The following is an 18,519-nucleotide window of genomic DNA, read 5'->3' as shown; positions in this document are numbered from 1 at the left end:
TGCTCTAGTGAACATCGGGTTATCGAGACGCTACTGGGGGAGTGCATGATCCGGATACGCGCCTGGCTTTTCATGAGCTATTTCATCATCCTCACCCTGATCATGGGTGTGATCGCCATGCCCATACGCGCCCTGCGACGCCACAAGCTGGCCCTGCGCTATGCCCAGCTCTGGTCGTCGCTCACCTTGCGCGGTCTGAGCCTGATCTGTCGCATACGCATCACCGTCACCGGCCGCGAGAACCTGCCTTCCGGGGCGTGCCTTGTCGCCTCGCAGCATCAGTCTTTCTTCGATGGCTTCATCTGGATGACCATTGCTCAACAGCCGGCCTATGTCATTAAGCAGGAGCTCACCCGCATACCGTTCATCGGTCCCATGCTGATCCTGTCCGGCATGGTGCCCGTCGAGCGCGCAGCGGGCGCGAAGGCACTGCGCGCCCTGATGAAGGCGACGCAGGAGCATTTTGACGAAGGCCGACAGATCATCATCTTCCCTGAAGGGACAAGAACCGTCCCTGGCGAACGCGTTCCCCTCCAGCCCGGCGTAGTCGCACTGGCCAAGCAGGCGGCTGTGCCTGTCATTCCCGTCGCTACCAATTCCGGCCTCCACTGGCCGCGCCGTGGCTGGTTGATGACTCCGGGCGAAATCATCATTGCCATAGGAGAGGCCCTGCCTGCGAATGCCGGGAGGCACTCTCTTATCGACTCGATCTATCGGTCCTGGGACAAGCTTTGTGCGGCACACGATATGCCACACCCTGTGGATAACTCTGTGGACCTAGGACGCTGATCAGGGGGAATCCTGTGCGGAACACCGTGCATAACCCACATTGAACCGGTACGATCATGAAAGGATCCAGCCGGGGCGGGCAAGAAATCGAGTCAAGAGACAATTGCCGCAAAAGCTAGGTTTTTCGTGCCTTGTGGCGCAAAGAACGGTGCGGAGGGGGCATCTAACACAGCCCCTTCCGCTTTCATAGCCCCGCGGAACAGACTCTTTTTTTTTCCTCATTCCATCCGTTCTCAGCTCTGGGGATAAAATGTGCAGTTTCTCGCGACAACTGTGAAACCTGACTACAGAGCCTTCCAATTGCGCAGTATTCATCGGACCAATCCGAGATGAGGAGAGGGCTCTTCTTCACCATAATCGGTGTTACGTCCCTGTTACTCTCGATACAGGTTCTGGACGCCTATCGAATCAGTCAGATCGACCGACAGATCGTGAAGCTGTCCGCGACGGCGCGGGCAGAGGGTTGGCAATTTGAGTGGCAGGAGAAAGCACGCCAATGGCGCCCGTGGGGGTCACGCATCGTGCTGACTGCCCCCCTGATAGGCCGTGCTTCCGGAGAGGGCTGGACCGGGCGATCCCTTACGATCACACCCGGCTGGAGGCATCCGTTCGCGGCGTCATTCACGAATGAGGGTGCACAGATCCTGCGCCCCGGTGGCGATGTCGTGCTCAGTGCTGGTGGTGGATCGGGCTGGTTCGACCCGTCGCGGCAGGTGATCATCTATCGCACGGCAGGTGTGACGGCATCGGGGCTACCGATATCGGGAATCGACACGCTCACGCTACGCGATATCACCGCGCGGTTCCTGCCCGGCGGGCGGAGCGCCGACCCCTCTCTGGCATGGAGCCTGGACCTGCGCGCAGACAGGGTAGGACCTAAGCTGAGCGCCACGCGGGGCAGCGGCAGCCTGACGCCCAGCCTGCCGGACCTCCTCGCTGCACTGCCTGAAGCGAGGTATTTCCACCTCGTTCTCGCCGCACTGCACCGGACGAGTGATGGACACGATCTGAGCGACCGTCCTGCCGGTTTGACCCAATATGTGGGTTATGAACGCTTTTTAATTCAGGAGGCATCTTTCACGCTCGGCCCCCTCTCTGTTGTTGCCCGCGGAACCCTTTCAGATGCCGGACAAGGCACGGTATGGGCCCATCTCACCGGCTTGCAGGGCTTCGCCCGTTACTGGGTTACTCATACACCGCAAGCCCTGCGGAATAACCCGGACTACGCGCGCCTTCTGGCGGGGCTTGATGAACAAACCGCAAGGATACCGGACCATCTGGACCTTCCCATTCCGCTCGGTCCCGATGACATTTTATTGCAAAATCACATTTCCGCGATAATAACAGGGCATTATCGATGAACCAGAGGGGAAGCTGACGCCTTATGGGCGGTGGCAGTTAACCATTCCCCTTCACGACTGGCCTTGATGGCCGCGGATCCCTGCAATGCCTGACATGAGTGCTCTCTTCCTCGCACGATTGCAATTCGCGTTTACCGTCGGATTCCATATCGTCTTTCCCGCCTTCTCCATCGGCCTGGCCGCGTTTCTGGCTGTGCTCGAGGGGCTCTGGCTCAAGACAGACAAACCCGTCTATCTCGACCTCTTCAAATACTGGCTTCGCGTCTTTTCCGTGGTGTTTGCCATGGGTGTCGTTTCCGGCCTCGTCATGTCGTATGAATTCGGCACCAACTGGTCGCAATTCTCGCAAAAGGCCGGACCGATCCTTGGCCCGATGCTGGCCTATGAGGTCATGACGGCGTTCTTCCTTGAGGCCGGGTTCCTTGGCGTCATGATGTTCGGCCTCAACCGCGTGGGCAAGCGGCTGCATTTTGCCGCCACCTGCATGGTTTCGATCGGCACATTGATCTCCATGAGCTGGATCCTGGCTTCCAATTCCTGGATGCAGACGCCGCAGGGCTACAAGATCGATGCCGCAACAGGCCGCTTCCTGCCGGCCGACTGGTTCGCCATCGTCTTCAACCCCTCCTTCCCGTTCCGTCTCGTCCATATGGCGCTCGCCGCGTTCCTTTGCGTTGCGTTCATCGTGGGTGGCGTCGGCGCGTGGCATCTGCTCAAGGCCAAGCGCCAGAAGCGCCAGCCGACCGATGCCGTGAAGGTCATGTTCTCCATGGCCATGTGGATGGCGGCCATCGTGGCACCGCTTCAGATCCTTGCGGGTGACGCCCACGGCCTGAACACGCTGAAATACCAGCCCGCCAAGATTGCGGCGATGGAAGGCGACTGGGAGAGCGAGAGCCGTGCGCCCGAATTGCTGTTTGGCGTGCCGGACATGGAACATGAGGTGACACGCTACAAGATCGGCATCCCGCTGGTGGGCTCGCTGATCCTGACGCACAGCCTCGACGGCAAGGTGCCGGGTCTCAAGGATTTCCCGAAGGACCAGCGCGCACCGATGTATGTGGTGTTTTACACTTTCCGTGTGATGGTGGCCCTTGGCAGCCTGATGGCCCTGCTTGGCTTCTTCTCGCTGTTCCTACGCTGGAAGGGCGGGTTCTATACCAACCCGATCCTGCTGCGCGGCGCCTTGCTCATGACGCCTGCGGGGTTCATCGCCCTGCTGTGCGGCTGGGTCACGACTGAAGTGGGCCGCCAGCCCTTCACGATCTACGGACTGCTGCGCACCGTCGACAGTGTCTCACCCGTGACACTGCCGAACATGGAAATGTCCATGGTCGCCTTCGTCATCGTCTATTTCATCGTCTTTACCGCCGGTATCGGCATCCTGCTGCGCGATTTCGCCAAGGAACCCAGCTCGAACGAGCCTGAGCCCCCGCGCGATCAGCCGCATCGTGCCGCTGGTATCACCCAAGTCTCTCACCACCCGGCGGAGTAAGCGTTTACCATGAATACCCTCGCCTATTGGTTGCCCATCATCTGGGCAACCCTCGCGGCTCTGGCCATCTTCATCTATGTCTGTCTCGACGGGTTCGATCTGGGCATTGGCATTCTGTTCCTCGGCGAGCATCGCAAGGAACATCGCGATGTCATGGTCAACACCATCGCCCCGGTCTGGGACGGTAACGAAACCTGGATGATCTTCGGAGGCGCCACGCTTTATGGCGTGTTCCCCGTCGCCTATGGCACGATCCTCCCCGCGCTCTACCTGCCGATCCTGTTCATGCTGCTCGCGCTCATCCTGCGTGGCGTGGCGTTTGAATTCCGTGTGAAGGCAAGCGGCATTTTCGGCATGGGATTCTGGGATCGTTCCTTCTGCTTCGGCTCACTCGTTGCCTCTGTCATGCAGGGCATCATCCTGGGTGAGCTCATCATGGGCGTGAAGGTCGAGAACAATACCTTCGTCGGCAGTGCGTGGGACTGGGTCGCTCCATTCCCGCTCTTCTGCGGCTTTGCCGTGGCGGTTGGCTACACCCTGCTTGGTGCAACCTGGCTGGTCTGGCGCACGGAAACCGATCTGAAGGCTGTCATGCAGCGCCTCTCCGCGCCGCTGGGCCTCGGCATGCTGGTGCTGATTGCCATTGTGTCGGTCTGGACGCCCTATCTGCACGCCAACTACATGCATCGCTGGACCGATTTCCCTGAAATCGTCTGGGTTGCGCCCGTGCCCGTCGCCGTGATCGTGCTCGCTGCACTGTTCTTCCTGTCGCTGCGCAAGCAGGCAACGCGCCTCACGCCGTTCCTCTGCGCGCTGGGCTGGTTCTTTCTGTGCTTCTCGGGTCTAGGCATCAATGTCTGGCCCTATATCGTGCCGCCCACGGTCACGATCTGGTCGGCTTCCTCGCCGCCGGAAAGCCAGCTTTTCCTGCTGGTCGGCGCATCGATCCTGCTGCCAATCATCCTGGCCTACACGATCTATTCCTACTGGGTGTTCCGCGGCACGGTGACCGCCGATCACCATTACCACTGACCCCGGGCTTGGCCTGACTCGGTATAGCCCTCATGCGATCGCCCCGGTTCTGAACGGGGATGGATCTCATGAGGGGCCCCTGAACCCCAGGCTCTTCATCGCCCGGGCCTGACTGAGCAAAACACTGGTCAGGCTATTTCTGGTCGGCCTGCCACTTCGCCAGAGGAGTTATGACAATGCCTGCTTCTCCCGCCCCTTCTTCTTCCTTCCTTGCCCGTCTCGGCTGGTTTGTCGGGCTCTGGGCAGGCGGGGTCGTGACACTGGCGATTGTCGCAACCCTGCTCAGGATTATCATCTTTCATCAATGGTGAGATGAGGCCGCACGTCGACGGCCCTCATCCCGGCATTATGGGCGGCCTCAAGCCCCTCCTCCGTATCTTCGAAAACGAGACAGCGTGAGGGGGTAACACCGAGCTTGCTGGCGGCCAGCAGATAGAGATCAGGGGCCGGTTTGGGATGGGTCACATCCTCCACCGTCACCACGCAATCGAACAGTTCCAGCAAATCGAGCGTACGCAGTGTCGCGGTCACAATCGATTTGAGCCCGGCCGAGGCCACGGCCATCGGAACGTGGCCGAAATGGCTGCGGGCGATCTCGGCTGTGAAACTGTGCTCACGCAACACATCAAGATGGGCTTCGTAGAGCACACGGCAACGGGCAAGCAGAGCCGCCCGGTCAAGTGTCACATCAAACGCTTTCTCATAAGCGTCGAACAGCTTGCTGCTCGAAAGCCCGGTGCGGGCGTAGTACCACTCTGACGTGAGAACCTGCCCCTGCTCCGCCAGCGCTTCTTTGAACGTCAGGAAGTGGACGGGGAGCGTGTCCGCGATCGTCCCATCGCAATCGAAAATGATGGCGTCAAAATCGTAATCGTTCAGATTGAAAGTCGTCACCTGATCTGCCTTTCGCCAGCGTACCAGCGGTCTGTTGCCTGACTCGACCTCCCCATAAGGAAGCCATCTCTCTCAGAAGCAGTCCTTCGCCTGGCGCAGACTGCCCAGTTCACTGCTATCAGGGGCACGCAGGAAAGGATTGGTCTCGCGCTCAAGCCCAAGCCGCACCGGCAGGCTGGGGCGTCCTTCGGTACGAAGCGCCTCGACTTCAGCAGCACGCTGCCGCAGCGCCTCGTTTGTCGGGTCGACACTCAGCGCGAAGGCAGCATTGCTCTGCGTATATTCATGACCGCAATACACGAGCGTGTCATTCGGCAGAGGGTCGAAGCGACGAAGGCTCGTGAACATCTCTTCTGCCGTGCCCTCCAGGAGACGACCGCACCCGAGGCTGAACAGCGTGTCACCACAGAACAGTGCGGGAACAGAGCGGAAATAGAAGGAGATATGCCCGCGCGCATGACCGGGGGTCGCGATGACCTCCCCCAGATCATGACCCACGGCAATACGGTCCTCATCATGAAGCAGCAGGTCAAGCGGTGGCAACCGGGCCTGATCCGTCTCCGCGCCGGCGATACGGGCACCGTATTTCTGGCGCAAGGCCTCCGCGCCGCCAATATGGTCGGCGTGATGATGGGTGAGAAGGATAAGGTCGAGACGACCATTACCGATCACTTCCGCGACGGGGTCGGACTCGCCGGGGTCAACAACGGCAACAACGCCTGTCTGCGGGTCGGTCAGAAGCCAGGCATAATTATCGCGTGCGAAAGGCACGGCTTTGATCTGTAGGCTCATAGTGCAGCTCTCCTGTTCCTGCAGTGTGTTCCGGCGTCAGCTGAGGAAGATATTACGCCTTGCCGGTCGAGAACGCATCACCAGCCCCTCTGGCCCAATAAGGAGGTTCGGTCTAGCGTATCTCCATGCCCAAGCGCCCACCCCAGTTCGTCCCTCCCGATGCTGCCGGTTTTTATGCCAGCCGGCGCGGCGATCAGGTCAACGCTCTGCTCATGGCGCAACTGGCAGGCCTGCTGCCCGACCCGACCGGGTTACGCGTTCTGGGTCTTGGCTACGCGCAGCCCCTCCTGTCCCAATGGCGTGAGCTCGGGCGGGCACGCTGGGTAGCGTCGGCCCAGCTCGACACGCCCCTCACCCGGCGCGCGCCCCTGGACAATCATGGCGGCTTTGCCGTGCCTTCCTGCCTTGTGGCGCCAGATGCCCTGCCCTTCGATGATCTGGGTATCGATCTGGTGGTGATGGTGCATGGACTTGAACTGGCCAACCCCCATCCCCTGCTGCGCATGGTCTGGAAGGTCCTTGCCGATCATGGCCGGCTGATTCTTGTTGTCCCGAACCGGACAGGTCTTGCCGCCAAGGACGATACGTCGCCTTTCGGTCATGGCAGCCCGTTTTCGGCCAGCCAGCTCGATCGCGCCCTGCAACGCGCCCTGTTTCGCGCCGAAAGCACAGCAACCGCGCTCAGCGCGCCCTTGGCGCTGCTGAAGCTCGGTGAGCAGGCGGCTCTTATGGCCGATCGGGCGACGGGATTACTGGGGCGCAGGCTTGGGGGCGTGCATCTGGTGAACGCATGCAAGGATCTCTATTCCGGCATGCCCGTTGAGGCTGAGCGCGCCAAGCTCGCTTTTGGCAGACGCGTCACCACATTGGCGAGCTCTGCCAGCAGCTGTGACAGCCTGAGTGGAAAACCGGGTAGCTAGGGCTGGAAACAGGCAAAGCTTGACCCAAAACCAAGGTGTCGTAAGACTGCGCCCATGTCCCTGATTCAATCGATCAAATCCGTTCTGGCGCCGCCTCACCGCGCTGCCTTCCCCTTTCTCGCACTGACGGGAGGGTTGACCCTGCTCGGCCGCGCAACGCCCTGGCGCGCAACGCGCCTGATTGGCAATGTGGCTCTGGGCGGGTTCGGATTCTGCCTTTACTTCTTCCGCGACCCCAAGCGTTTTCCGCCAGCGCGCACCGATCTGGCCCTGGCCCCGGCTGATGGTCGCGTCGTATCGGTCGAACTCGCCACGCCACCCGCAGCGCTGGGCATGGGCAGTGAGCCTGTGTGGCGCGTGGCCACCTTCCTTTCTGTGCTGAACGTGCATATCAATCGTATGCCCGCAGCCGGCACGGTCACTAAGATTGCCTATCACGCCGGGCAGTTCCTCAATGCCAGCCTCGACAAGGCCTCTGACCTCAATGAACGCAACGAGGTTCGCCTGACGCTCGAGGACGGCCGTCAGATGGCCATCGTGCAGATCGCCGGGCTGATTGCGCGTCGTATCGTCTGCTATGTGGACGAGGGCAGCGCTGTGGAACCGGGCGATCGTTTCGGCCTGATCCGCTTTGGCTCGCGTACCGATCTTTATCTGCCGCCGGGTGTGACTCCGCTCGTCAGCACCGGACAAACCATGGTCGGTGGCGAAACCGTCATCGCCCATCTCTGAGCCTGTAAGCCCCGTGTCAGACACGCTCCCCGGCCCTGCTGAAACGACAGGTCACGCCCCGGCCAATACGGCGCAGGAGGCTACCTCTGCAGACGGACAGGCTGGCCTGCCTCCCCGGCGCAGGAAGCGTCGGCTGAGGCGTATCCGGCCGCGCCGTGTGCGTGTGCGTGGCCCGTCTTTCAACAGGCTCATCCCGAACCTGCTGACCATGCTGGGTCTGTGCGCCGGGCTGAGCGGAATGCGGTACGGGCTGGAGCAGCAATTCGCCTATGCTGCCGCAGCACTCGTGATTGCGGCCTGTATCGATGGGCTCGACGGACGTATCGCCCGTCTGCTGCATGGCACATCACGCTTCGGGGCCGAGTTCGACTCGTTATCCGATTTCGTCTGCTTTGGTGTGGCACCGCCTTTCCTGCTCTATCTCTGGACATTGCAGGCCAATGGCGGGCGCTACGCGTTTGTGCCCTGCATTCTGTTCACCGTGTGCATGGCGCTGCGTCTCGCCCGCTTCAACGCCAGCCTCGATGACGAGGAGAAGCCGGAATATTCCTACAGCTTCTTCACGGGGGTACCCGCACCTGCCGGCGCGGGTGTCGTGCTGTTCCCGATCTTTCTCGGGCTCGAAGCCGATCGTATGCACTGGCCAGTTCTTGAATCCCTTGCCCGCTCCCCCCTGCTGGCAGCCGGTTTCCTGATCCTGACAGCCGCCCTGCTGGTTTCGACACTGCCGGTCTGGTCGTTCAAGAACTTCAAGATCCCGTCACCCTTCGTGTTGCCGCTCATGCTCGGCACATTGCTCTATGCGGCAATCCTTCTGGCCGATCCCTGGCTTGCGCTCGCAGCGGCTGGCATCATCTATCTGCTGATGCTCCCGTTCAGTCGCCGCAGCTTCCATCGCCTGAAGGAACAGGCCGAGGCCATGTCGGAAGACGTGCCCTAGGCCTGTTTCCCTGATCAGGTTTTCCTCCGAGTTGGTTTTCCTTCGAGTTGGTTTTTCCTGTGGGGCGGTTTTTCCGGACCAGCTTTTCCGTGCGTCCCTCTGCTCTCAGACCTGCCTTCCCCTCCCTGCCTCCGCGCTTTCGCAGGCAGATGGTGAAGGAGCGGGCGAGATCCCGTTTCCCCATCAGATCGGCCAAGGTCGCTCTATCCCCCGGACACCGCATCTTGCATGTCTGCACGGCTGATACGCCCTTGCAGATATGCTCGCGTGGCATCCCCGGCCCTGTGCCTCGAATCCTCAATACCTGTGGCGCCGGTGGCCCCTTCTCTCAGAACGCCAGATCGACCTGCCCGCCGAACTGGCGCGCTTCATTGAAGTAACCCTGCAAGCCTGTCGTCACACCCAAGGTCTTGAAGTAGACATGCTGCTCGGCGAACAGATTGCGTGCCCAGAGCGAGAAGGTGGCCTTTGCGCCGGTATGACCCAGCCGCACATTGGACACAGCGACACGCCCGTTGACGATCAGCCCACTATCCCCCTTGGGCTGATAAACGTTCTTGGGGTTTCCGATCCCCGCATAGACTGGGTCGGTCGTGCCTGCATAATAACCGCTGTCGATATTGCCATCGAGATGGCCAAGCAGCGTGAAACCCTGGAACGGCCGCACATAATCTGCCTGGAAGCTGCCCGAATGAGCCGGGGTATAGCTCTGGTAGATTGGCACGAGCATGGTGCTGACCACGCCCACCGAATTGGGATAGGGATTAGCCGTGGGCGGGATGTGAACATAGTTATAGGCATAGGACAGGCCAAGCGTCAGGTAGCGTATGGGCGACACGCTCAGCTCGGCTTCGACGCCACTCAGATCACCGCGACCAGGCGCATTGATCGTCGAGGTGGTGGTACGCGTCGTCAGCTGATTGCCAATCTGATAGGGCTTGCTGAAATCGACCTGGATATCCTTGTAGTCGCCCCAATATCCCGCAACGTTGAAACGTACACGCTGATCGAGAAACTCGGTCTTGGTGCCGACCTCGAACATCGAGACCGATTCAGGCCCGAAAGCCTCATAATTCTGCGCTCGTGAATTGGCTCCGCCCGGTTTGTAACCCGTGCTCCACTTGCCGTAGAGCAACACATGGCGGGCAAGATCACCGCTGATTTCCAGAAGCGGATCCACACGTGACCATCCCGCATCGAAATCAATCGGGCCAGAGACACCTGCCGTATTGATCGGCGCCTGGTTGTTCACCGTTGTCAGCGTGCCCTGCTTGCCATCATGTGACCAGCGCAGCCCCGCCGTCAGATGCAGCGCATCATGCAGTACGGGTGGGGTATAGACAGCATTGCCATACACGCCCCAGCTTTTTGACGTGACATGGCTGGCACGATCAATGGGCTGGAGGCTCCAGTCGTCATAGGCCGGGCCAGTCAGAAGCCTGTATTCGCTACCAGCAGCATTGGTGAACTGGTTGGTGTAGAAGGCCTGAGCATTGTCAGAGGCATGCTCGCGGTAATAGATGAAGCCACCCTGATATTTCAGACGCTTCGTATGGCCAAAAGCCTGTATTTCCTGACTGATCTGGTTCTGCCAGAATCCTGCCAGCGAGTTACGCGCAAAGCTCATTCCGGTGAAATTGCCTGTCGTGTTGGAAAGGCTCCCGGAGGCCATCCCGTTGTCAAATTGGCTCTGGCTCAGTTCGCGATACGCCGTGATGGATCTGAAAGAGAGATATTGCGGTATCGCCTTGTAATCGAGCGTCATGCGATGCCCGCTGTTCTTGCCGATACTGGGCTCTTCGGGAACGCCGACAAACGCTCTTTTGGCGCGGGTCGTCTGCAAGGTTGCAAGCTGCGCGAGCTTGTTCGTTCCTCCCTTGAGCAACTGCATCCACAACGTGGTCGTGCTGTCATAGGAATTGTCATAGGCATAGTCAGCGGTGAAGTTATCGACCGGGTGATACATTGCCTCCACATGCACGCCGTGCTTGTCGTACTGGTTGAACCCTCCGGTGTCCGGCATCGGATTATCGACAAGCGGTCCGCGATGCGCAGTCACAGCGTCAATCTTGATCGCCAGATCATGGAAAGCTGGCAGATCGAGATGCAACTCGCCCTTGTTGCTGTTGTAATTGCCAAACCCGCCAACCAGACGCATGCCGAATTTTCCTGTGGGACGACGCGTCACGATGCTCAGGGCGCCAGCCTCGGTATTCCGGCCGAACAGTGTTCCCTGCGGGCCCTTGAGCACCTCCATGCTCTCGACATCGAAAAGTGCCGTGCCAAGTGCCTGCGGTCTGGCGACATAGACACCGTCGATATACACACCCACACCCTGGTCACGCGCGGGCTGATTGCTGTCACCCAGCACGCCAACGCCTCGTATATTGACCACCAGGGCCGAATTGCGGCCCGAAAACTGGGCGATACGCAAGGACGGTACGGAGCCGTCACCGAGATCGACCAGTGAGACGACGTGACGGTTGGCAAGCTGTCGGGCGCTGAGCACCGAAACGGAAGCCGGGTCCTTCTGATAGTTCTTGCCATGGCTCTGACCTGTTACGCTGATGCTCTCCGGCGTGACATGATGGGTCGCATGATGAGCGGACGACGCACGAGCCGTAGCCGGCGCTGCGGCAACCTCGCTGGCTGCGGCCTCACTCGCCTGCCGGACCGGCTTTCGTGTGCCACGTATCTTGTGCCGTGCGGATCCCGGTTTGCCCGCAGACGCTATCTTGGCGGTGGCAGGAAGGTTCTGATGGGCATCATCAGACAGAGGCATTGCGTAAGCGGCCCCCGTGCAGCAAAGGAAGGTAAACACCAGGCACAGTCTCTGACCTCTCAACACAAAACTCTCTCCTGCGCCGGATGCGCCGCATCTGGTCGTCCGGCTTTTCTGCAATCGACTCTGTTTCCCTTGAGTGTGCCCATCAGGCACTTCGGGTTGATCTCAATTAGATCGAAACAGAAATAGTTTTGTGTCGAATCAAGTATAGATAATGAAGTAATTATTGCATTGACTTATATAAGAAACATTTATGAAATATTTTATTCATAAATTATGCTAAACTATGGAAATATTTAGATAATACAACACCAGATTACGCGTTCGGACCACTCGACAGCACGGGCTCACAAGCACTTACCGACATCCCGTTGATCTCGCTCGCTTTCACAAAGCGATATGACCTCATCCGGCGGTCAGGGCATGACCGGCGGGTGACGCATAATCACAAGGGCCTCTTCCGAGCCAAAAGGCATCGAAAACCCGCGGAGTAACGATTGAAGGGTGACGAGCCTGAAAACGGTCTCCCACCTGTCCATCAAACAGAGCAGGCGGAGTGCGGGTAAGGCGTAGTGCCTGTTCACGCGGCGGTGTCGGCTTCCTGCTCGATATCGTGAAGCCGCCTGTAATCCACACGGTAATTGCCCAACGGGTCCCGCACGACCATATCCACGAAACGCATTCCCTTGATCATCTTCGCATGATCGTAACCGTGCTGAAGCAACACAGCCTGCCCGGTTGCTTCATCCGTGCCACGTACGGTGACCAGAATTTCCGCGTAAGTCGCGTCAAGCTGCTCCACACTCAGAATGGCGAGCGGGCTCGCACTGTCGATCGGGTGCACGAGGGTTTCGGTGAACCGCAGCTCAGGCACCTGCGATTGCAACAGGGCAAGCCGTGTGAAGATACGGGTAGGGTATCCCCCCTCACCAATCACGAACTGGGAGAGCGAAAGCTCTGCCTCCATCGCCAGCACGGCGCTCTTGCGCGAATTGGCAAGCCTGATGCACAGGGCGGCGGGGGTCGCACGCTGGCTGATAACCCCGATATGGCTGAAAAGAATTTGTGCCCTTGGGCGCGAAAAGCGGGCAAAGACCACGCCGGTAGATAGGGCGTTGATCATCATGCCCAGAAGCGCCTCAACGGAAACCAGCGCATTGGCCATATGCCCGGTCGGAGCCATGACCCCATAGCCAACCGTTGAAAAGGTCTGCACGCTGAAGAAGAAGAGCGAGAACATGTCGAGATCGGCAGTGTTATTGATATGGGCGTTGCACAGCCGGTAGAGCAACGCAAAACCCAGATTGATCGCAACATAAGCGATCGTGGACCACCCCAGGAAACGGGGCCACGAGGTGGTCAGGGCATGATGGTAAAGATCCGTCCAGAAGTTGCTGCCAATACCGACCCGTATGACCGACGCACGCTGACGCCCCGTGCCGATCTGATCGCCTGCCCGCCCCGTTCCATCGTCAGCACCCTGCAGGGGCAGCCCGGACTGCACCCTGAAAAACTGCCGCCAGCGGGACCTGTCGCGCTTCATCGCCCTTGCGCGTGGGTGAGCCTTCGCACCCTACCCTATGGCCGCTTCCTGCAGACGACGCAGAACCAGGTCACGCCCCATCAGCGGCAGAAGAGCGTGAAGCTCCGGCCCGGCCTCCTCACCTGTCAGGGCAAGACGCAGCGGATGGAAGAGAGCCTTTCCCTTGCGGCCGGACACGTCTTTCAGCGCAGCGATCCACTGCTTCCAGGTGTCAGCGTCCCACGGGGCGTCAGGCAGGGTCTGCTGCGCCTGCTCCAGGAACCCGGCCTCATCACGCAGGGAGGGAGGCGAGATATCTCCCTGCACCACTTCCCACCAGAAACCGATCTCGCCCGTCAGATCGACATTGCCACGTATGGCATTCCAGAAGGCCTCACTCGCCCCTTCAGGCAGGCGGGTGCGAACATCCTCGAAGGACAGGGTATGCAGCAGGCGACGATTGAGCCCCAGAAGATGCTGCATGTCGAAACGCGCTGCCGAACGCGAGATGTGCGACAGATCGAAACTCGCGATGGATTCTTCCAGCGTCATGGGCACCGGGTCGTCCGAACTGCCGATTCTGGACAGGTAGGACACAACCGATTGCGGCTCCATGCCGTCATGACGCAGCGCCCGCAGCGACAAAGCATCGAAGCGCTTGGACAGCTTGCCGCCACCTTCATCCAGCAACAGGGGCAGATGCGCGAAGGTGAAACGCGCACCCTTGCCACCCAGCGCCTCGATAATATCGAGTTGCACGCCAGTGTTGGTGATATGGTCCTCACCACGGATGATATGGGTGACGTCCAGCTCCATGTCGTCCACGACCGAGGCCAGCGTATAGAGCACCGTTCCATCGGCCCGCACGAGAACAGGGTCGGAAATGGCCGTCAGCTTGACCGACAGATCGCCCATCACGAGATCGCGCCAGCTCTTGTGACCATCTGAGAGGCGAAAGCGCCAATAGGGCGTCTTGCCATTGGCTTCGGCACGCTCGCGCTGCTCAGGCGTCATACGCAGCATCGCACGGTCATAGATGGGAGGCTTGCGCGCCTTGAGCCGCAATTCGCGCTTGGCGGCCAGTTCCTGCTCACTCTCGAAACAGGGATAGAGTCGCCCCGAAGCCTTGAGGGCCTCGATCGCCTTGGCATAGCGGTCGAGCCGCTCCGACTGATGGGCCATCTCGTCCCAGTCGAGGCCGAGCCATTCGAGATCCGTCTTGATCCCCTGCTCGTATTCCGCCTTGGAGCGCTCCAGATCCGTATCGTCGATGCGCAGCAGGAATTGTGCGCCATGCTTGCGGGCATACAGGGCATTAGCAATGGCCAGACGGGCATTGCCAACATGGAGATAGCCGGTCGGGCTGGGGGCGAAGCGCAGTTTCATGCTGCTTCTATGCCAAGGGCGCGGGCAATTTTCCATAGCCCGCGCACGGTATCGCCATCAGAAATATGCGTGAGTCCGAAAAGCGGTGCGTTCAGAAAACCCGGGAGAACCCCGCCCGCTGCAATTCGGCGAGTGCACCAAGTGCGCTAGGGGTCACGATGGCACGCGGATCGAGATGGTTCGTCAGCGTTGCCGCAAGCTGTTCCTGTCCCGGATTACCGGCCACGGCACCCAAAGCGAGCAGACGCCCGGCATGGGCCCACACAGCATTATGGCAGGCAAGGAACACAACGCCACGGGCCTGCAAGGCCGGAATACTGCGTCCAGCCGCCCCGTAAACGCCTTGCTCATCCTGATGATGGCGAGAATACCCTGTGGTGACCTGCCTGAGCGGCAGTACCGACTGGCCCGACGACGTCAGACGTGACAGGCCATAACGCGACCAGGCCTCGTCACCGTAAAGGGCCAGCTGCGCCTCACTCCACAACGCCATGACAAGCAGGGCCTCGGGGTGACCGAAGGAGAAAATCTCGCTGTTCAGCAGGTTCTGCGCCTCGATGGGCCAGTTGCCTGAAAGCGACGTCCCGGTCCCGATCATGCGCTCTTCGCTGCGATAGGCCCGAAGGGCTTCGAAAGCGACATCGTCCCACAGATCGGGATGATCCAGCAGGCGCGGCAGCGTAGTGAACTGACGCCGGCGCGGTACGGCCTGAAGCTGACGGCTCAGCGCAGGCAGGCTGGTCTGGGGCGATGGCGGCTGAGGGACGACCGCTGAACTCGTCCCCCGTGCCAATGCGGCGCGTGAAAGAGCCGCAAGCACAGGGCCAGCTGACAGGCCGGCCAGAATCTGACGTCGGTTCATCGGCATCAGAGCTCGACCTCCTCGTCATCCTCCACAAGACGACGGGGATCGAGGGTGCGCCAGTCACGCTCCATGGGCGTGGCAGGGTTGGCAGCGAAATCCTCAAGTTCCGATGCAGACTTCCAGCCATCATCTCCGGCCTCGACGACAATGGCGTCCTCACCGAACGAGAACCAGGCTTCGAGCACTTCACGCCCTGCGGCCCCGCCAACGCGGCAGCGCTCGACGCTGTCGCGCACATAGGCACGTGCGTAGGCATTGGCGTGGGCGAGGTCCTGAAAGTCTTTCACTTCCTCCACGATGCCTTCTTCCGCACCGCCCGAATTATCGAGAATACGGACGAACCAGCCGCGATCGGGTTCTGCTTCAGAGCTGCTCATGCTTCGCTCTCCTTCTCTCTGGACCGGATTCTCTGCAGGAGGAACTCGCGTCCGACTTTCACCCGCTTTTCACCGTCATAAGCCACGATATCGGCCGTGGCGTAAGTTTCGTTCCATTTGACCGGAATGAACGAGCCTGTTCCGACCACATCGAGCGGGGCATGGGAATCACGCATGGTCATGCATTTCTGCAGGCCAAATCCCGACGAAACGATGATCCGCACCTCGGGGAAACCAGCGGCATTGAGCTGCTCGCGCATCCACCAGATGGCGGCGGCCGACACGCCCGTGCCGACCAGATCCTTCAGCTCGTTATCGGAACGGTAGCGCCGTATCGTACCGGGCGTATGACGCTCCAGCACGGCGTAGGACGATTGGGGGTCGAGCCCTTCAATGAAGCGCCCGCCATGCGTATCGAGACGCACGCTGATTCGCCCCTGCGCCGCCAGCTCGGGGAAGCGACGGCACACTGCGAGCGCATCGGTGATTTCCTGCCCGAAATAATCGACCAGCACCACGAGAGGGTCGTCAGGATAGACCTCGCGATACATTTCCGCGGCACGCAGCGTCGAGCCCGCATAACCGATCAGGGCATGAGGCATGGTGCCCAGTCCATGATCCTGGCCGAAGAAAGCCGCCGTAACATCATTGGCGCAACCGACGAAGCCCTTAGCGCCCTCGCGTCGGGCAGCGCGTGAGCCGATCGAGGCGGCATAGCCCATCATCTCCTGCATCTCGAATCCGGCGCAGTGACGGGCCTCCATGGCCATGAACGCTGCATCCGGCAGGGCCAGCGCCATCTGATAGGCATTATGGGCCGCGACGCAGGCTGAGCCGAGCTTTTGCAGCAGAAGGGTTTCGAGGGGGGCCATGCGGGTAAAGGGCCCGGTCAGATAAAGTAGCGGCTCGCCCGCGCCAACCCAGCTTCCCTCAGGGTAGATCGTCTCGATCTCGACCGAAAAACCCTGCTCACGCGCGACATTCTCGAGCCACGCGACCATCAGCCCGTGGGCTGCGATGACAGGGCGGCGTATGAACAGCGCGTAGGTGACCTGACACTCGCCAAAATGCGAGACGATCTTCTGCGTCCGGTTGAAATAGGCGTCTGTCCGCCCGGCAATCTCGCCGGGTGTCAGAGCGAGTTTCGGGCTTAGCGCTGCATCGAGTGCAGCGCGCCCCTCATCGACCTTGGGGGGCGTCATTCCCGCAACGCCCCGTGATCGCGGAAGTGACCTGTCAGTTCCTCGGCCAGCAGGAACGCCATCTCAAGCGACTGCTCGGCATTGAGGCGCGGATCACAGAACGTCTCGTAACGCCCAGCAAGGTCAGCTTCCGTCAGACGATGGGCACCGCCCACACACTCAGTCACGTCCTGCCCGGTCATCTCGATATGGATGCCGCCGGGGCGCAGCCCAGCCTGCTGGAATACCGAGAAGAAGCCCTTCACCTCGCCAAGAATCGAGTCGAAGGAGCGGGTCTTGATCTTGTCTGCCGTTGCGATGGTATTGCCATGCATCGGGTCGCACAGCCATGTCACGGTGCGGCCAGAGCCACGCACCTTGTCGAGCAGCGGCGGCAGGAAATCACCCACCTTGCTGGCGCCCATGCGGGAAATGAGCGTGATGCGACCGGCCTCGTCCTTCGGGTTGAGGATATCGAGCAGCTTCTCGAGATCTTCCAGCGTGGTGGTGGGGCCGACCTTGATGCCGATCGGATTGCCCACGCCGCGCAGGAACTCCACATGCGCTCCATCGGGCTGGCGTGTCCGGTCGCCAATCCACAGAAAATGGGCCGAGCAATCGTACCAGTTCTCGCTCAGGCTATCGATGCGCGTCAGGGCCTGCTCATAAGGCAGCAAAAGCGCCTCATGCGAGGTGTAGAACTCGGTCTCGTTGATCTGCGGCGCGCTCTGGTTGAAGCCACATGCCCCCATGAAGGACAGGGTCTCATCAATGCGCTGGGCAAGGTCCTGATAGCGTTCGGCCAGTGGCGAGCGCTTGACGAAGCCGAGATTCCAGCGATGCACCTGATGCAGGTTGGCATAGCCACCCGATGCAAAGGCACGCAGCAGGTTCATCACGCCAACAGACTGGAAATATCCCGTTTCCATACGCGCCGGATCGGGGATTCGCGCCGCCTCGGTGAATTCCGGGCCGTTGATGATGTCGCCGCGGTAGCAGGGCAAGGTCACGCCGTTCTGCGTCTCGGTATCGGAGGAACGCGGCTTGGCATATTGCCCGGCCATACGCCCGATCTTGATCACCGGCACCTTGGCACCGAAGGTCAGCACGACGGCCATCTGCAGCAGCACACGGAACGTATCGCGCACGATATCAGCGGTGAACTCGTTGAAGCTCTCGGCACATGCCCCGCCCTGAAGCACAAAGGCCTCGCCACGCGCTGCCTTGGCAAGCTGGCTCTTCAGGCGCCGCGTCTCGCCCGCAAACACCAGGGGCGGATATCGCCGCAGACGGGCTTCGACAGAGTCGAGCGCGGCTGCATCCAGATAATGCGGAGCCTGACGAATGGGGTGCGACCGCCAGCTCGACGGCGTCCAGCCGGCGTGCACAGCGGATTCGCGGTTCGGGTGCATGAGAGTATTTTCCTTGAGCCGAAAAAAAGGGTTCTC

The 18,519-nt window shown here is 60.4% G+C and carries 16 protein-coding genes and 1 pseudogene; 8 read left to right on the top strand and 9 right to left on the bottom strand.

The features are described from left to right. Positions 1-45 precede the first annotated feature (45 nt). From ED655_RS05395 to ED655_RS05375, 5 genes are all read left to right on the top strand, one after another. A complete protein-coding gene (locus ED655_RS05395) occupies positions 46-789 on the top strand; it encodes a lysophospholipid acyltransferase family protein (protein WP_122049295.1) in 744 nt (247 codons plus the stop codon). A 329-nt stretch (positions 790-1,118) separates the two neighbouring features. Further along, complete coding sequence (locus ED655_RS05390) at positions 1,119-2,150, top strand: DUF2125 domain-containing protein (protein ID WP_122049294.1); 1,032 nt, start codon at positions 1,119-1,121, stop codon at positions 2,148-2,150. Positions 2,151-2,235: 85 nt separating this feature from the next. After that, positions 2,236-3,645: a cytochrome ubiquinol oxidase subunit I gene (locus ED655_RS05385; protein ID WP_023978129.1), complete on the top strand. Its 1,410-nt coding sequence runs from the start codon at positions 2,236-2,238 to the stop codon at positions 3,643-3,645. Positions 3,646-3,654: 9 nt separating this feature from the next. Then, complete coding sequence (gene cydB, locus ED655_RS05380) at positions 3,655-4,677, top strand: cytochrome d ubiquinol oxidase subunit II (RefSeq protein ID WP_122039049.1); 1,023 nt, start codon at positions 3,655-3,657, stop codon at positions 4,675-4,677. Positions 4,678-4,853: 176 nt separating this feature from the next. Continuing rightward, positions 4,854-4,988, top strand: coding sequence for a DUF2474 family protein (locus ED655_RS05375; protein WP_122039115.1), 135 nt, complete (start codon positions 4,854-4,856; stop codon positions 4,986-4,988). Here the strand turns inward: ED655_RS05375 and ED655_RS05370 are convergent. Continuing rightward, positions 4,969-5,571 (bottom strand): HAD family hydrolase, encoded by a 603-nt coding sequence (locus ED655_RS05370; protein WP_162993402.1) that lies wholly within the window; start codon positions 5,569-5,571, stop codon positions 4,969-4,971. The genes ED655_RS05375 and ED655_RS05370 overlap by 20 nt on opposite strands. Positions 5,572-5,643: 72 nt before the next feature. Next, on the bottom strand, positions 5,644-6,363 hold the full coding sequence (gene gloB / locus ED655_RS05365; protein ID WP_122049292.1) for a hydroxyacylglutathione hydrolase: 720 nt from the start codon (positions 6,361-6,363) through the stop codon (positions 5,644-5,646). 125 nt (positions 6,364-6,488) lie between these two features. Here gloB and ED655_RS05360 point away from each other — a divergent pair, with 125 nt between their 5' ends. From ED655_RS05360 to ED655_RS05350, 3 genes and pseudogenes are all read left to right on the top strand, one after another. Continuing rightward, a complete protein-coding gene (locus ED655_RS05360; protein ID WP_122049291.1) occupies positions 6,489-7,283 on the top strand; it encodes a class I SAM-dependent methyltransferase in 795 nt (264 codons plus the stop codon). Positions 7,284-7,328: 45 nt separating this feature from the next. Continuing rightward, a pseudogene (locus tag ED655_RS05355) lies at positions 7,329-8,015 on the top strand (phosphatidylserine decarboxylase); the annotation flags it as partial. Positions 8,016-8,178: 163 nt separating this feature from the next. Then, positions 8,179-8,955 carry a CDP-alcohol phosphatidyltransferase family protein gene (locus ED655_RS05350; RefSeq protein ID WP_081866838.1) on the top strand — a complete coding sequence of 259 codons (777 nt, stop codon included), beginning with the start codon at positions 8,179-8,181 and terminating at the stop codon, positions 8,953-8,955. 328 nt (positions 8,956-9,283) lie between these two features. Here the strand turns inward: ED655_RS05350 and ED655_RS05345 are convergent, their stop codons facing one another. From ED655_RS05345 to ED655_RS05315, 7 genes are all read right to left on the bottom strand, one after another. After that, positions 9,284-11,737 carry a TonB-dependent receptor gene (locus ED655_RS05345; RefSeq protein WP_122049289.1) on the bottom strand — a complete coding sequence of 818 codons (2,454 nt, stop codon included), beginning with the start codon at positions 11,735-11,737 and terminating at the stop codon, positions 9,284-9,286. 583 nt (positions 11,738-12,320) lie between these two features. Next, complete coding sequence (locus ED655_RS05340) at positions 12,321-13,283, bottom strand: ion channel (protein WP_122049288.1); 963 nt, start codon at positions 13,281-13,283, stop codon at positions 12,321-12,323. Between the two features lie 30 nt (positions 13,284-13,313). Beyond that, positions 13,314-14,648: a glutamate--tRNA ligase gene (gene gltX / locus ED655_RS05335; RefSeq protein ID WP_122049287.1), complete on the bottom strand. Its 1,335-nt coding sequence runs from the start codon at positions 14,646-14,648 to the stop codon at positions 13,314-13,316. 91 nt (positions 14,649-14,739) lie between these two features. Then, positions 14,740-15,516 (bottom strand): transcriptional initiation protein Tat, encoded by a 777-nt coding sequence (locus ED655_RS05330; protein ID WP_122049286.1) that lies wholly within the window; start codon positions 15,514-15,516, stop codon positions 14,740-14,742. Next, complete coding sequence (locus ED655_RS05325; RefSeq protein WP_062164205.1) at positions 15,516-15,890, bottom strand: hypothetical protein; 375 nt, start codon at positions 15,888-15,890, stop codon at positions 15,516-15,518. Before ED655_RS05325 ends, ED655_RS05330 begins: the two co-directional genes overlap by 1 nt. Further along, entirely contained in the window at positions 15,887-17,092 is a 1,206-nt protein-coding gene (locus tag ED655_RS05320) for a beta/alpha barrel domain-containing protein (protein ID WP_240993512.1), read from the bottom strand. Before ED655_RS05320 ends, ED655_RS05325 begins: the two co-directional genes overlap by 4 nt. Then, positions 17,089-18,483 carry a class II 3-deoxy-7-phosphoheptulonate synthase gene (locus tag ED655_RS05315; RefSeq protein WP_023978144.1) on the bottom strand — a complete coding sequence of 465 codons (1,395 nt, stop codon included), beginning with the start codon at positions 18,481-18,483 and terminating at the stop codon, positions 17,089-17,091. Before ED655_RS05315 ends, ED655_RS05320 begins: the two co-directional genes overlap by 4 nt. Positions 18,484-18,519 lie beyond the last annotated feature (36 nt).

The sequence above is a fragment of the Asaia bogorensis genome (assembly GCF_900465345.1).
Classification (GTDB): Bacteria; Pseudomonadota; Alphaproteobacteria; order Acetobacterales; family Acetobacteraceae; genus Asaia; species Asaia bogorensis_A.
The sequence above is the reverse complement of the archived record's forward strand: the minus strand, read 5'-3'. Positions and strand labels throughout refer to the sequence as shown.